Annotated in this window: 11 protein-coding genes and 2 other annotated features; all 11 genes read left to right on the forward strand. The window is 35.5% G+C overall.

The features are described 5' to 3' along the window. Positions 1-65: 65 nt before the first annotated feature. The 11 genes from DN392_RS18805 (at position 66) to ileS (ending at position 15,765) form a co-directional block, all read left to right on the forward strand. Positions 66-797 carry a Bax inhibitor-1/YccA family protein gene (locus DN392_RS18805; RefSeq protein WP_088321158.1) on the forward strand — a complete coding sequence of 244 codons (732 nt, stop codon included), beginning with the start codon at positions 66-68 and terminating at the stop codon, positions 795-797. A gap of 144 nt (positions 798-941) precedes the next feature. After that, positions 942-1,196 (forward strand): DUF4318 domain-containing protein, encoded by a 255-nt coding sequence (locus tag DN392_RS18810; protein WP_016134349.1) that lies wholly within the window; start codon positions 942-944, stop codon positions 1,194-1,196. Positions 1,197-1,354: 158 nt separating this feature from the next. Beyond that, positions 1,355-1,693, forward strand: coding sequence for a single-stranded DNA-binding protein (locus tag DN392_RS18815; protein ID WP_000982032.1), 339 nt, complete (start codon positions 1,355-1,357; stop codon positions 1,691-1,693). A 155-nt stretch (positions 1,694-1,848) separates the two neighbouring features. Then, positions 1,849-2,976: a conserved virulence factor C family protein gene (locus DN392_RS18820; protein ID WP_064469584.1), complete on the forward strand. Its 1,128-nt coding sequence runs from the start codon at positions 1,849-1,851 to the stop codon at positions 2,974-2,976. 3 nt (positions 2,977-2,979) lie between these two features. After that, on the forward strand, positions 2,980-3,363 hold the full coding sequence (locus DN392_RS18825; RefSeq protein ID WP_000634892.1) for a thiol-disulfide oxidoreductase DCC family protein: 384 nt from the start codon (positions 2,980-2,982) through the stop codon (positions 3,361-3,363). Positions 3,364-3,446: 83 nt separating this feature from the next. Continuing rightward, positions 3,447-3,881, forward strand: coding sequence for a BrxA/BrxB family bacilliredoxin (locus DN392_RS18830; RefSeq protein WP_000063705.1), 435 nt, complete (start codon positions 3,447-3,449; stop codon positions 3,879-3,881). 49 nt (positions 3,882-3,930) lie between these two features. Continuing rightward, positions 3,931-4,707 carry a class I SAM-dependent methyltransferase gene (locus DN392_RS18835; RefSeq protein WP_064469582.1) on the forward strand — a complete coding sequence of 259 codons (777 nt, stop codon included), beginning with the start codon at positions 3,931-3,933 and terminating at the stop codon, positions 4,705-4,707. A gap of 40 nt (positions 4,708-4,747) precedes the next feature. Then, positions 4,748-4,962 (forward strand) — a binding site (T-box leader). 45 nt (positions 4,963-5,007) lie between these two features. Further along, positions 5,008-6,696: an arginine--tRNA ligase gene (argS, locus tag DN392_RS18840; protein ID WP_071742708.1), complete on the forward strand. Its 1,689-nt coding sequence runs from the start codon at positions 5,008-5,010 to the stop codon at positions 6,694-6,696. A gap of 175 nt (positions 6,697-6,871) precedes the next feature. Beyond that, positions 6,872-7,750 (forward strand): class I SAM-dependent methyltransferase, encoded by an 879-nt coding sequence (locus tag DN392_RS18845; protein WP_071742706.1) that lies wholly within the window; start codon positions 6,872-6,874, stop codon positions 7,748-7,750. Between the two features lie 318 nt (positions 7,751-8,068). Further along, positions 8,069-12,271 carry a bacteriocin-processing peptidase family protein gene (locus DN392_RS18850; RefSeq protein WP_088321160.1) on the forward strand — a complete coding sequence of 1,401 codons (4,203 nt, stop codon included), beginning with the start codon at positions 8,069-8,071 and terminating at the stop codon, positions 12,269-12,271. A gap of 99 nt (positions 12,272-12,370) precedes the next feature. Then, positions 12,371-12,610, forward strand: a binding site (T-box leader). Positions 12,611-12,663: 53 nt separating this feature from the next. After that, entirely contained in the window at positions 12,664-15,765 is a 3,102-nt protein-coding gene (gene ileS, locus DN392_RS18855) for an isoleucine--tRNA ligase (RefSeq protein ID WP_064460251.1), read from the forward strand. Positions 15,766-15,813: the final 48 nt, after the last annotated feature.

Here is a 15,813-nt window from a genome sequence, read left to right on the forward strand (position 1 = left end):
CATATATTGAAAAGTAAAGAGAAAAACTTTACACTATTGGTAGAACCTATTTTAGGAGGGAAAAAATGAGAACATCTAATCCAATGTTGAAAAAAGAGGCATTCCGTAAAGAGGGAGCAAGCGCTTCTGCGATGACGATTGGCGGAACAGTAGGCAAAACGTTTATTATGCTTATCTTGCTACTTGCAACGTCTGTCTATTCATACATACAAATGATGCAGGGGACGATGAAGATGCCTGTATTAATTGGTGCTTTAATCGTTGCGGCAATCATCGCATTTGCGTCTATGTTCTTCCCGCGTATTTCACCTTTTGGTGCACCAATCTATGCAGCGGTAGAAGGGGTTGTATTAGGTAGTATTTCAGCGATTTATACAATGAAATTTGGCGATTCTATCGTTTTAAATGCTGTATTACTAACAATCTCAATTCTATTTGCAATGTTAGTGTTATATGCAACACGCGTAGTAAAGGTAACGGATAAATTCCGTACAGGCGTGATGGCAGCAACACTTGGAATTATGGTTATGTATTTAGTCGTATTTCTACTAAACATGTTTGGTGTAACTGTTCCGTACATTCACCAAGGCGGTACGATTGGTATTATTATTAGTGCAGTTGTTATTGTAGTTGCTGCATTAAACTTATTACTAGATTTCGATTTAATCGAAAATGGTGTACGTAGTCAAGCTCCGAAATATATGGAGTGGTACACTGCGATGGGACTAATGCTTACATTAGTTTGGTTATACTTAGAAATTCTTCGTTTTGTTTCTTACTTTACGAAAAATGACTAATAAAAAAATCCTGCATGAAAAATGCAGGATTTTTTTATTTTCAAAGATTTTAATCAGTGGGGCTGTTACTGCCCGTTAATGCGGGATAAATTGAGGGTATGGTATAATATGGATGGTGATAGTTTGAATTGAAGGGGATGGCATATGATGAAAGAGAAGAAAGGGATTATGAAAAAACTATTTTCTAAAAGTTTTTTCATAGAACTAGATGAAGCTTTAACATATCCGTCAGCAGAAGTTATTACTTCAGCAATAGAAGGATATGCGGCTGAATGTAATGAAAAACTAAAATTTGAGAGTAAAGTTAAACCGATTACTTTTTACTTAGAAAATGTAATGTACCGCGTTGAAATAAAGATGGCTCGCGGTGGATATTACATATCATGTAGTGAAGTATAAATTTTGAAACCTTACATGTTTAAAATATGTAAGGTTTCTTTTTTGTTTTTATTAGATATAAAATAATATTTTTCACTTTAAAATATATTATTTTACGCTTTTTACCCTTCAAACATTTTTCTTTACAATGAAGAAAAATATGTGAGGTGGTATAACTTATGATGAATCGAGTTGTATTAATCGGTAGATTGACAAAGGAGCCAGAATTATACTACACAAAGCAAGGCGTCGCTTATGCACGAGTATGTGTTGCGGTGAATAGAGGTTTTCGAAATAGTTTAGGTGAGCAACAAGTAGATTTTATTAATTGTGTCGTTTGGCGAAGAGCGGCTGAGAATGTAACTGAATATTGTACGAAGGGGTCTCTTGTTGGAATTACCGGGCGTATTCATACGAGTAATTACGAGGATGATCAAGGTAAGAGAATATATAAAACGGAAGTTGTAATTGAGAGCATTACATTTTTGGAGAGAAGGCGGGAGGGCGCATCGCAATAAGAGGGGACTTTAAACAATGGGTTTGGGGCAATTAGGTTGAAAGATAAAGTGTGATGATGGAAAGAAATCAGCAAAATAAAGCATCCGAGTAGGTTTAGAAAGGTGGAACATGTTACAATACACCTAAGAACATGCAATAAAGGAGAGTTTTTTACGTGAAGATTAAAGCAATTGAACCGACGCCAAGTCCAAATACAATGAAAGTTATTTTGAATGAAGTATTACCATCAGGAGCGCGTAATAATTATACAAATGAAAATAAAGAGCAAGCACCAATGCAAGTGCAAGAAATTTTGAAAATTGAAGGCATTAAAGGTGTATATCATGTAGCCGACTTTTTAGCGGTGGAGCGAAATGCAAAGTATGACTGGAAAGTTTTATTACAACAAGTTCGTGCTGTTTTCGGCGAAGAGGTAGTAGAAGAGAGTGAAGAACAACAACTTGCTCATTTTGGAGAAGTGAAAGTGTTTGTTCAAATGTTCTTTACAATTCCAATGCAAGTAAAGTTAACAGATGGAACATCGGAAGAACGTGTTGGTTTACCAGATCGTTTTAAAGAATCAATTATGAAAGTTCAAATGTCTGCACCAAACGTTGTAAAAGAACGTAAATGGGTGGAACAAAGTACACGTTACGGTAATTTTGAAGAAATCGGGAAAGAAGTAGTGGAAGAGATTGTTGCTGCTTATTCAGAAGAACGTGTAAATGAAACAGTTAAAGAATTATTAAACCAGGCAGGTGCTGTTGAAGTAACGATTCAAAAGCGTGAGCCGTATAAAGTAACAGTAGAGATGATGAAAGATGCTGACTGGAAAAATCGTTTTGCAGCATTAGAGCAAATGGATCCTACTGAAGAAGATATGCCAGTGTTGAAGATGGCGTTAGATGATGAAAAAGTTTCAATCCGCCGTTTAGCAACAGCGTATTTAGGTATGGTAAAAGGTGATGGGGTATTGCCGTTATTATATAAAGCGTTATTAGATCGTTCAGTAAGTGTTCGCCGTACAGCGGGCGATTGCTTATCAGACGTAGGTGATCCAGCAGCGATGTTCGTTATGATTAAATCTCTGAAAGATTCAAGTAAATTAGTACGCTGGCGTGCAGCAATGTTCTTATTTGAACTTGGAGATGAAAGTGCGATTCCTGCATTAAAAGCAGCGCAAGATGATCCGGAGTTTGAAGTAGCAATGCAAGCTCGTCTAGCATTAGAGCGTATTGAGGGCGGAGAAGAAGCAAAAGGTTCTGTATGGAAACAAATGACGGAGTCTCGTAAAGGGGAATAATGTATGATTGTTTTCTATGATAGTTGGTGCCCGATGTGTACGGCGGTTGCAGAACGTACGAAAAAACTAGATAAAAAGGGTAAGATGCAATTTGTTTCATTTCGAGATGAAGATGTAGTTGAGAAGTATGAACTTTCTCAAGAACTACAAAGCAAGATGGAACAAAGATTGTATATTTTAAAAAATAATAAGTGGTATGACGGGATTCATAGCATACATGTATTAGCAAAGTCCGTTCCATCTTATTGGTTTGCCGTTCCATTTATAAAACTGTCTATCGTACTTGGATTTGGAAGTAAAGTATACGATTATATCGCTAACAATAGAAAACTTGTCCCAGTTGGACATTGCCGCGGTGGGGTTTGTGAAATCCCTACAAAAAAATGAAATCATCGTTATCTTTCTTTTGCACCTAGTAATAGAGCGTGATATGATGAATTTGGAATGAAAGTTGAAGGAGAGATTACACGATGTCAAATGCTTATGAAGAATACATGCGCCAAATGGTAATCCCAATGCGTCAAGAATTAGTGCGTTCTGGGTTTGAAGAGTTAACTACAGAAGAAGCTGTAACAGAATTTATGGAAAACACGGCAGGTACAACTTTAGTAGTTGTAAACTCAGTTTGTGGTTGTGCAGCTGGTTTAGCACGTCCATCAGCAGGTCAAGCAGTTGTTCGTGCTGAAAAACAACCTGATCATCTTGTAACTGTATTCGCAGGTCAAGATAAAGATGCGACTGCAAAAATGCGTGAATACTTCGGAGAAATTCCTCCATCTTCACCATCTATGGCATTATTAAAAGGAAAAGAAGTTGTTCACTTCATTCACCGTCATGAAATTGAAGGTGCAACTATGGACGAAATTATTACGAACTTAGAACAAGCTTTCGAAAAGAATTGCTAAAGAAGGGGGAGAGTATATCTCCCTCTTTTCTTTATATAGAGGTGAAACAATGATCGTAACAACAGCAGGAAGAACCAGCAAAGAAATGACAGATTATGCAAATAAGGTAGCAACAGAATTAAATCGTTCTTTCGTTAAACGTAATGACATACCAGTACATAAACTACATGAGCAGTATGAACAAGATGTACTTGTCGTAGGGAAAAATCGATTAGCTATTTATCCGAGAGGAACGGAAGAGTCATTTTTCTTTCATCCAAACTCAGCGATGTTTCGTGTGAAAAGGTTAATGCGAGGAGAACACGATCCATTTGTACAAGCTGCTAAATTAGAGAACGGAATGACAGTGTTAGATTGTACGCTCGGTATGGCATCAGATAGTATTGTAGCTAGTTATATTGTTGGTGAAAGTGGAAAAGTAACAGGACTTGAAGGCAATGAATATATGGCTTACATCATGGGAAATGGTTTGAAAACATGGTCTTCATCCGTTTCTGAAATTGATGAAGCAATGCAACGAATCAATGTAAAGCAAACGGAGCATTACTCATTTTTAAAACAATGTGAAGATAATAGTTATGATGTCGTGTACCTTGATCCAATGTTTGAAGAAACTGTTATAGAATCAGATGGAATAAAAGGATTAAAACACTTCGCTTTGTATCATGATATTACTGACGAAACAATTGCGGAAGCGAAGCGTGTGGCGAGAAAGCGTGTCGTTTTGAAAGATCATTTCCGTAGTTCTAGATTTGAAAAACACAATTTTCACGTATACAAAAGAAAAAGTGCGAAGTTTCACTTTGGTGTAATTGACCCTTGCTAATTGTTTGAAAAGATGTATAATAAGCAATAATTAATTAAATATACTATCTGTGATGAAGAGAGTAGTCTTTTTTAGAAGGAAAGCGAGCTAGGGATGGTGTGAGCCTAGTGCGGAAGAAAAAGATGAAGCGCACTTCGGAGATGCTTCTTGAATGAATAGTAGAGTAAGCCGAGGCCCCCTGTCCTCGTTATAAACGGGAAAGTGGTTCGTAATGAACAACAAGGGTGGTACCACGGGTTAAAACTCGTCTCTTTTTTAGAGACGAGTTTTTTGTGTTTTAAAAATTAAGGAGGTTGTAATATGGATTACAAAACGCAGTTTGCGGAAAGTTTATTCAATATTTTCACGAATGGATTAACGCAAAAACAAATTTTAGATTTAATTGAAACACCGAAACAAGATGAATTCGGAGATGCAGCGTTTCCATGTTTTTCACTTGCGAAGCAATATAAAAAATCACCAGCTATTATCGCAAAGGAAGTTGCGGAGAAATTAAGTGATCCATTTTTTACGAAAGTAGAGGCTGTTGGTCCTTACGTAAATGTATTTTTAAATCGTGAAACTGTAAGTGATGCAGTATTAAAAACGATTTTAGCGGAGAAAGAAGAGTACGGTCAAAATCACTTAGGATGTGAAAAGACTGTAGTTATCGATTATTCCTCTCCTAATATCGCGAAGCCTTTTTCAATGGGGCATTTACGTTCTACAATGATTGGAAATTCACTGAAACATATCGCTGAAAAATGCGGCTATGAAGTTGTAGGAATTAATTATATTGGGGATTGGGGAACACAGTTTGGAAAGTTAATTACTGCTTATAAAAAATGGGGAAATGAAGCAGTAGTTAAAGAGGATCCAATCCGTGAATTATTTAAGTTATATGTTCAATTCCATGAAGAGGTAAAAGACGACGGAGAACTAGAATCAGAAGGGCGCGCTTGGTTTAAGAAATTAGAAGAAGGTGATGAAGAGGCAGTTGAGCTTTGGAATTGGTTCCGTCACGAATCCTTAAAAGAATTTTCTCGTATTTATGAACTTCTTGGTGTTGAATTTACTAATTTTCAAGGAGAAGCTTTTTATAATAATTTAATGGAAGATTTTATTGGAATTTTAGAAGAACATGATTTGCTTGAAGAGTCTGAAGGCGCGTTAGTCGTTAATTTAGAAGAAGAGGGAATGCCGCCTTGCTTAATTAGAAAATCAGATGGTGCGACGATTTACGCAACGCGTGACTTAACGGCAGCGTTATATCGTCAAAATACATTTGGGTTTGATAAAGCGTTATATGTAGTTGGCCCAGAACAAAGTTTACACTTCAATCAATTTTTCACTGTATTAAAAAAGCTTGGCTATACTTGGGTTGATGGTATGGAACACGTACCGTTTGGCTTCATTTTAAAAGATGGTAAGAAAATGTCGACACGTAAAGGAAGAGTTATTTTACTTGAAGAAGTACTTGAAGAAGCAATCGACCTTGCAAAACAAAATATTGAAGAGAAAAATCCAAACTTAAAACAGAAAGAAGAAGTAGCAAAGCAAGTCGGCGCTGGCGCAGTTATCTTCCATGATTTAAAAAATGAGCGTATGCATAATATTGAATTCTCATTAGAAAATATGCTGAAATTTGAAGGTGAAACAGGACCGTACGTACAGTACACACATGCACGTGCTTGCTCTATTTTAAGAAAAGAAAGTGTAGAATTTGAAACGTGTATGTTTGCATTAAAAGATGATCATAGCTGGAGCGTCGTAAAATTACTTAATAAGTTTCCACAAGTAATTGAAGCAGCCTTCAATAAAAATGAGCCATCTATTATTTCAAAATACGTATTAGATGTAGCACAATCGTTCAATAAATATTACGGAAATGTACGTATATTGGAAGAGAGTGAAGAGAAAGACAGCAGACTTGCATTAGTGTATGCTGTGACAGTTGTATTAAAAGAGGGATTACGTTTACTAGGGGTAGAGGCTCCTGAGGAGATGTAAAATAAATAGGTATACGTATCATAGTAGATATGTATGCCTATTTATTTTTATAGAAAATGTGAAAGCAGAAGTTTAATTTTATTAAATCTAAACTTTTCTAGAATTGTTTCAAGTGTAGGAATGTCCATATTAAATGGAGAATTGTAATGTCATATATAAAAAGGAGGCGTTAAACTTGGAAACATACGATTGGAACAGTAAACTAACATATTTAAAAAACACGAGAGATCTATATTACAATGATGATTATGTAAGCTTTTTAATAAATACTGTGTGGAAGGTTACTAAGCCAGTACATATCGTTGATTATGGTTGTGGATATGGTTATTTAGGCTTAATATTAATGCCTTTACTTCCAGAAGGATCAAAGTATACAGGCATTGATAGTGGAGAAACATTATTATCTGAAGCGAGAGAGTTGTTTCGTTTACTTCCGTATGAGACAGAATTTCTTGAGGGAGATGCTACAGAAATTGAATTGAAAGATACATACGATATAGCAATTTGTCATGCTTTCTTATTACATATGAGTTCGCCCAAAATGATGGTACAAAAAATGATGCATTCAGTTAAAAGGAACGGAAAAATAATCTGTTTTGAACCACATTGGATATCAAATATGTCTTCATACTCTTTAAATGGAGAGAATCAATCGGAAATTATTAGGCTAGGTGCTTTGCAGAAGTTATTTGAAAGTGACATGCAGAGAAGCGGAAAAGATGGAAATATTGGTATGAAAATACCGATATTTTTAAGTGAACTAGGCGTAAAAAATATTCAATGTAGAGTAAGTGATAAAGTGAACTTTTTAGATTCTAATATGCATCATAATGATAAACAAAGGTTGTATCATTCGTTAAAAGAAGAGGGAATTGCAGGTGATCCGGGTGATAAACAGCAATTTGTAGAACGTTTAATGTCTAGAGGGTTAATATATGATGATGCGCTAGCACAATATGAAGCTGAACTCCGATTTTTTAAAGCATTTCAAATGCATTCGTCTTTAGTATATGCTCCGAATATGAAAATTACATTTGGTGACATAGAATGTTAAAAGGTAGAGGTATATTGAGGATTGTCATTTTTTGTCGGTAAGTCGATATCCACTGTATAATCGCTGATATATTTTGAAAATCGCCGATATAATTTCATGTACGGATTTCAGCTTCCAAAAGATAAGCTCCTCATGTTACGTTATTCCATTTAATTAAACAAAATATGGGGGAAAATAATCATTTTTACTATATTTTGTTATAAATTTGAATAATATTAATTAATACCATCTATTATAAGAGATTTTAGTTGAATACCTACAATATGATGTGTAAAATCTAAGCAAGTAGCAGTACAAATAAATATTCGAGGTGAATACATGCTAGATTTTAAGCAGTTAGATGCTTGTTTGAAAGACAAGAGATTTATAGATGGATTACAGGAAATAAATAATGAAATTTCATATATAAAAGAAAAGAATACTTTATCTTATTTGAAGAGTTGGCTTGCTAGTGTTCCTTCACATAAGGAGTTTGACATATTAATACGTCTTACTGATGAAGGGCTTATGCACCAATACAGTTCATTCCTCATTCGCTACGCCTACAAAAAATTCCCAAATGTGAGAACGCTCTCTTTATATTGTGATGAGTTAATTGATGAGCGGAAAATACTTGAAGTAGAACAGTTGTTAAAAGACTCATTAGAAGAGGTAAGTAAAGAAGAAATAGAAGCTGATCTTTTAGCGAAAACATATTTTACGTTAGTACGATGTTTGTTGGAAATGAAACGAAATGAAGAAGCCCTAATCTATATGCAAAAGGCAGAGGAGTACAGTTCACGTGCCGTATTTGATAAATGGGGCTACGTCTATATGCATACAGGTGAATGGGAGAAAGCAGAAGAACAATTTATAGCCGGCATGCAGCATAAAGATTGTGAAGAGCTATCTACCTATTTATTATCACAATTATATGCGAATCAAGGAGAACAAAAACGTGCATTACAGCTAATTGATGATGCGATTGTAAAGTTCCCACAAGTACCATATTTTCATTTTGAAAAGGTAAAATATTTATTAGATTTAAGGAAGTATGAAGAAATGTTAGCGGTAATAGATAACATAAATAATCAGCTTCCTTATCATGCGTATAAAGCTTACTTTGTACATTTACGTGCAGAAGCGCTTTACAAAATGAATAAACTTGTAGATTTACAACAGTTATTAAAAGAAGAAAAAAGTTTAAAAGAGTCTTTATATCATAATTTAGAAAAAAATCCAGATGGAAAAAAGGTGCATTTACCGATAGTTCCTATTGTACAAAAGGATAATTATTGTGTTCCGACAAGTTTAGAAATGATGTTGCAGTTATGGGGAGAAAAATGTACACAAGATGAAATAGCAGAGTTTATTTTTGATATGACAGGCTCAAAGTTTTCAGATACTGTTTCTTATTTAGAAGAATTAGGTTATGAATATCGTTATTTTAAAGGTAATGAGGAAAATTATAAGAGACTGCTGGATGAAGGGATTCCTGTTTTATTAAGTATAGATATTGAGCATGCTTCACATGTACAAGTGCTATCTGGATATGATGATACGTTACAAGCTTTTTATGTTCAAGATCCGAACTTTATAGAACCAGTTATTGTGGAATATAGTAAGTTACAAGAAAAATATCGTTACACAGGTTGTTTAGCGATTACGTTTGTTCCGAAAGAAAAGAAGGAGCAATTAGCATTTTTAAATGAAGAAGAAAATCATTATTTTAAATCTATTTTTTCTCTTACGGATCATTTAGATGAACATGATAAAGAGGGGATTTATAACTTAGTACAATTTTTAAAAGAGACGAGTGATAATCCGAATACGTGGTTATATACGGTTAAGCATTTAGATGTTGAAGTAGATAATGAGTTTATTATATGTTGTATTGAAAAGTTAATGGAGAAGTTTCCGAACTCAGATTTTGTTAAATTGCATGGTGCGCAGTGCTTTATTCGCCTTCAAGAATTAGAAAAAGCCGGGCAAATGCTGACAAGTGTTGAGAAGAAAAATAATCGTGCTTTATATCATTTAATAAACGGAAGATATGCTTTTGAACAGGAAAGTTATATAGAAGCGATTTCAAGTTTTCGTTCATCATTACAATTAGACGCAGATCAGCCGATTGCTTGGAGTTTTCTCGCTTTATCATACATGTATATCGATCAATCTGAAAAGGCGTTGCAGTTTTCTCAAGTTGCTTTAGAACGTACTCCAGAAAGATTCACTTTAACGAATCACGGATTAATATTAATAGATTTAGAAAGATATGAAGAAGCGTATGAAATTTTTAATGACCTATTAAGAGAGAATAAAAATGAGGCACATGTATGGTATGAGCGCGCGAGATGTGCGCATCATTTAGGGAAATTACATTTAGCGATAAAAGGGCTTAAAGTAGCGATTTATTTGGATAGTAATGCACCTTACATCTATACGAAACTTTCGGAAATATACGAGTCTGATTTGAAGGATGAGGAAAGTACGAAAGAAATTTTATTAAAAGGTATTGAGAATTGTGACGATAAGGCACCTCTATACGTAAAACTCGGTGACTATCATTTTCAAAATGATAGTCTGGAAGAAGCAGAAACATTGTATAATCGTGCTTTAGAAGAAAATCATGATGATGTTTATTCTCACTTTGGACTTACGCAAGTTTATATGGCGAAAGAACAATACAAGGAAGCGAAACAATATATTCTCGGTATTGAAAAACAAATTGAAAAGAGCCAAGATTTTCTTATGAATGCGGGAATGGTTTTATGGGATGCTGAGATTGAACTTGGTGGAAATGAAGAAGGGTTTAAAGTAGCTTTGTCTAAGTTAGAGAGTGGTATAAAGCAGAGCGAATATAATGTGGCAAGTGCGTTAGATGAATATGTGAATCGAATTAAAGGAACGGTATTTGTACAAAGAGGTATAGCATTCTTAAGAACGTTACACAAAGAAAGAAATGAAATAAGCGAATACGGTTGTTATACAGGTATTTTATATGAATCTATTGGGCAGTACGGCCAAGCGATGAAAAGGTATAATAAGGCGATAGAACAAAAGGAAACGGCATTACCGTATTACCGAATTGGTGAAACACTTATGGCATTAGGGCAATTGACAGAAGCAAAGCAAGCGTATGAAACTTGTTTAGAGCTTGATGGGAATTTCGTCGGTGTACATTTACAGCTTGCGGAAATATACGAAAAAGAAGAAAACCGTTCTAAAGAACAAAGTCATATGGTTCAGGCTATGAAAGAAGAGCCGATGCATATTAATATGGAATATTTGGCACAGCTTTCAGTAGAAATGAGTCTTCAGGAAGAGTTACTGACAGAACTAGAACAATTAGCGGACGAAGCACCTGAAATATGGCGATTAGATGCGATTGCATATGTGTTTGGAGCGATGGATGAAATAGATAAAGAACAAGCACAGATTGAAGAGGCACTTCAATTAGATAGTGAGCATATAGAAGTTCTATATCATTATGCCAAAGTGTTAGTGAAAAAAAGGAATGCAAAAGCAATTGAAATTGCAATGAAAGTTATACAAAAAGATGCAAATAATGAACAAATATTTGATGTGTATGTAAAAGCGATAGAACAACATAAGAAATTGTCTAACATACGAGATTTTCTTCATACATTAAAGGTGAAGAAGGCAGAAAGAAGTATGGCATTTATGTATGCTGCATCTGCGGTGACGGAAAGATGGATTGAACGGCAACAAAATGAACAGCCGAAAAAATCCATCATTACGAGAGCTTTTTATCGTATGAAAAACCGTGCGAAAGAAATTTCGATTATTACTACAATCATTGATTTGTATGAAATCTCGTTAAAGTTAAATCAAAAAAATAGTATGGCAGCGCAGCGATTTTCACTATTTTACGAGAATGTGGCGATGTATAAAGAGGCGATAGATGTATTGCAAACATCGTTAGAAAATAAATGGGATTACGATGTAGCGAAGCAACTTGTAAATCTTTTCATGGCGTGTGAGGAAGAAGATATGTTACGGGATGCTTCAGAATTAACGAAGCAAATGGTTCGAGAGTTACCAGATGATTATGATACGCTTCTTTTACAAGCACAAGTATTCTTTAAAATAGGAGAAGAAAGAAAAGCAGAAAAGATTACCTTACAATTAATGGAGCAAACACCGTTTGTAAGTAGAGCGTTTCTTGCTTTAGGAGAAATGTATCAAAGTCAAGAAAGGTTTGAAGAGGCAATTCATGTATTAGAAAATGCTTCTATACATCATCCAAATGAAGCAGCAATTCTTCTTTCTTTAGCATCTTCGTATCATGGTGCCGGACAAACACTAAAGGCAGAAAAAATAACAAATGATGTATTAACAATAGATGCGAGTGATTTGTTAGCAAGATATGATCGCGCTTGTTATTTAGCACAGTTAAATAGAATTGAAGAGGCGAAGCAAGAGCTTGAAATTGTTCTTCGTGAGGATGAATCAAGATTCTTTGCTGAGCTTATTGAAGAAGATGAAGATTTAGCTGGAATACAAGAATTTAAGAAATAATTGTATAGGAATTGTGAAAAAAGGGTATAATTAAATATATATTTCGAATTAGTTGACAATTTATTGCCCAATGGCATAAAATAGCTTTTAATAAAGTATACAAATCTGAAGACGAGAACGAGTAAAATAATGAATTGTTCCCCAGAGAGCCGGTGTATAGCTGAAAGCCGGTGTGCAGACGTTATTTGAAAATCATCTCCGAGGAGCCGAGGCTGAAAATAAGTAAGCCCGGACGGATGTCTACCGTTACAAAGAACACGTATGATAGTACGTTGCTAAGTGCTATTAGCGAAGAGCTAATAGAATTAGGGTGGTAACGCGGTTAAACCCGTCCCTACTTCATAGGGACGGGTTTTTTGTGTGCTTTAAAACATTCAAAGGAGTGATTGTAGATGAAGAAAGTAGATGTAAAAGAGTCAGCTGTAGGGAGAGAAACACGTATTCGTAAGCAGTGGAACGAGCAAAACATTTTCGAGCAATCAATTCAGAATCGAGAAGGCGCACAGTCTTTCGTATTTTATGAAGGACCACCAACGGCGAACGGTTTACCACACGTCGGACATGCACTTGGACGGACAATTAAAGATGTAGTAGCGAGATATAAAACGATGGCTGGTTATAAAGTGCTACGAAAAGCGGGATGGGATACACACGGTTTACCTGTAGAATTAGGTGTTGAGAAGCAACTCGGTATTTCTGGTAAACATGAAATTGAAGAGTATGGAATTGAGCCATTTATTCAGAAGTGTAAAGAGAGTGTATTCACATATGAGAAGCAGTGGCGTGAATTCACTGAAAGCATCGGTTATTGGGTAGATATGGATGATCCATACGTTACGCTAGAGAATCCATATATCGAAAGTGTATGGCATATTTTAGGGACGATTCATGAAAAAGGATTATTGTACAAAGGGCATAGAGTCTCACCATACTGCCCAAGTTGTCAAACTTCACTAAGTTCACATGAGGTTGCACAAGGGTATAAAACAGTAAAAGACTTAAGTGCAACAGTTAAGTTTCAAGTAAAAGATAGTGAAAATGAATATTTCCTAGGGTGGACAACGACACCTTGGACACTTCCAGCAAATGTTGCGCTCGCTGTACATCCAAATATGGAATACGTGAAAGCGAAACAAGAAGGTCATGTATACATTGTTGCGAAAGAACGTGTACAAGATGTATTAAAAGAAGACTATGAAGTATTATCTGTTCATAAAGGTGAAGAATTAGTAAACACATCTTATATGCCGCCATTTCCAATGAAAGAAGTTACAAATGGCTATCACGTTATCGCAGCAGATTTTGTCACGGCAGATAGTGGTACAGGACTCGTTCATATCGCTCCAGCATATGGGGAGGACGATTATAGAGTCGTTCAAAGTGAAGGATTGTCATTCTTGCATGTTGTAGATGAGAAAGGTGAATATACAGAAGCAGTACCATTTTTGAAAGGGAAATTTGTTAAAGATTGTGACGTGGATATCGTTCGTCATTTAGCGAAGGAAGGTTTACTGTATCATAAAGAAAAGTATGAACATAGCTATCCACATTGCTGGCGTTGTGATTCACCACTTCTTTATTATGCAGGAGAGAGTTGGTTAATCCGAACAACTGCAATTAAAGATACATTTTTGCAAAATAACGATTCTGTTACTTGGTATCCAGACCATATGAAACATGGACGCTTTGGTAAGTTTTTAGAAAATATGGTGGACTGGAATATTAGCCGAAATAGATATTGGGGAACACCATTAAACGTATGGGAATGTGAAAGTTGCGATCATCAATTCGCACCGAAAAGCATTGCTGATTTAAGAAAGCATAGTACAAAAGAAACACCGGAAGATTTGGAATTGCATAAGCCATATGTAGATGAAGTGCAAGTTTGCTGTGAAAAATGCGGAAGTACAATGAATCGTACACCAGAAGTAATTGATGTTTGGTTTGATAGTGGTTCCATGCCATTTGCGCAATATCATTATCCATTTGAAAATAAAGAGTTATTTGAAGAACAGTTTCCAGCGGATGTTATTGCAGAAGGCATTGATCAAACACGCGGATGGTTTTATAGTTTATTAGCAGTATCAGCACTATATACAGGAAAAGTACCTTATAAACGAGTGTTATCACTAGGACATGTATTAGACGAAGAAGGACAGAAAATGTCTAAAAGTAAAGGGAATGCACTAGATCCAGTTGATTTAGTAAATCAGTTTGGTGCAGATGCTTTAAGATGGGCGCTACTCGTTGACAGTGCACCGTGGAATGCGAAACGTTTTTCTGAAAGAACAGTACTGGAAGCAAAATCTAAGTTTGTAGATACATTAGTCAATGTGTATAGCTTCTATGTTTTATATGCAAATTTAGATGGGTATAATCCGAAAGAAACGTATGATGTAAAGCGGACGAAATTGGATGAATGGGTATTATCAAGATTGCATAGCACTACGAAAAAAGTGAGAACAGCACTTGATGATTATCAATTTACGAATGCAGCTCGTGAAATCGCGGCACTTGTAGATGAAGTAAGTAACTGGTATGTAAGACGATCACGTAATCGTTTCTGGGAGTCTGGTATGAATGCTGAAAAAGCAGCTGCGTATGAGACACTTCATGAAGTACTTGTAACAATTAGTAAATTAATTGCACCATTTACACCGTTTGTCGCTGAAGATATTCATTTGAATTTAACTGCAAGTAGCGTTCATTTAGAGGATTATCCAGTTGTAAATGAATCACTACTTCAGCCGAAATTAGAAGAGGAAATGGATGCAGTTTTACAGGTTGTTGAACTTGGAAGAAGTAATCGTAATCAGCATTCTTTAAAAGTAAAACAGCCGTTAGCAGAACTTGTATTACTAGCGCATAATGAAAATGATATGGATTGGGAATCTTATCGTGATATCGTCATGGATGAGCTAAATGTCAAAGCGTTTCATGTTGAACTCGATGAAACGAAATATACGTCCTATCAATTAAAGCTGAATTTTAAAACAGCTGGGCCGAAGCTTGGTAAAAATGTGAATGCAGTAAATACATGGCTAAAACAATTACCAAAAGAAGAAGTGCAACATTTTGTATCTACAGAAAGAGCAGTTTACGAAGCAGCACCAGGAGAAGAAGTAGTTGTAACAGCTGAAGATGTACTGGTAGAGAAAGTCGCAAAATCAGGATTTTCTAATACGACTAACGGACAATATACAGTTATGTTAGATACGAATGTAACGGAAGAATTGTTACAAGAAGGAGTAGCTCGTGAATTCATTCGAGCGGTTCAAGAATATCGTAAGCAGTTAAATTTACCGGTTAATTTACGAGTAGATGTTATTCTTGATACAGAGGAAGAACTACAACGAACATTAACGAACCATAAAGATTTATTGGAAGAAAATTTACTCGTTAAGCAATTTACATTTGATCACTTAACGAATGAAGACGATGAACTATCTTTAGGTGAAGCGAAAGTTCGAATTAAATTAAGCGCGGCTCATTAAAGAAAAAAGGAAGTTGGAATGATTCCAACTTCCTTTTTGTATGATGGA

The sequence above is a fragment of the Bacillus sp. BB51/4 genome, from assembly GCF_008368845.1.
GTDB classification, from domain to species: Bacteria; Bacillota; Bacilli; order Bacillales; family Bacillaceae_G; genus Bacillus_A; species Bacillus_A wiedmannii.

Coding starts and splice junctions, on each gene's coding strand:
- DN392_RS18805 (WP_088321158.1), top strand. CDS start 66: ATGAGAACATCTAATCCAATGTTGAAAAAAGAGGCATTCCGTAAAGAG.
- DN392_RS18810 (WP_016134349.1), top strand. CDS start 942: ATGATGAAAGAGAAGAAAGGGATTATGAAAAAACTATTTTCTAAAAGT.
- DN392_RS18815 (WP_000982032.1), top strand. CDS start 1,355: ATGATGAATCGAGTTGTATTAATCGGTAGATTGACAAAGGAGCCAGAA.
- DN392_RS18825 (WP_000634892.1), top strand. CDS start 2,980: ATGATTGTTTTCTATGATAGTTGGTGCCCGATGTGTACGGCGGTTGCA.
- DN392_RS18830 (WP_000063705.1), top strand. CDS start 3,447: ATGTCAAATGCTTATGAAGAATACATGCGCCAAATGGTAATCCCAATG.
- DN392_RS18835 (WP_064469582.1), top strand. CDS start 3,931: ATGATCGTAACAACAGCAGGAAGAACCAGCAAAGAAATGACAGATTAT.
- argS (WP_071742708.1), top strand. CDS start 5,008: ATGGATTACAAAACGCAGTTTGCGGAAAGTTTATTCAATATTTTCACG.
- DN392_RS18850 (WP_088321160.1), top strand. CDS start 8,069: ATGCTAGATTTTAAGCAGTTAGATGCTTGTTTGAAAGACAAGAGATTT.
- ileS (WP_064460251.1), top strand. CDS start 12,664: ATGAAGAAAGTAGATGTAAAAGAGTCAGCTGTAGGGAGAGAAACACGT.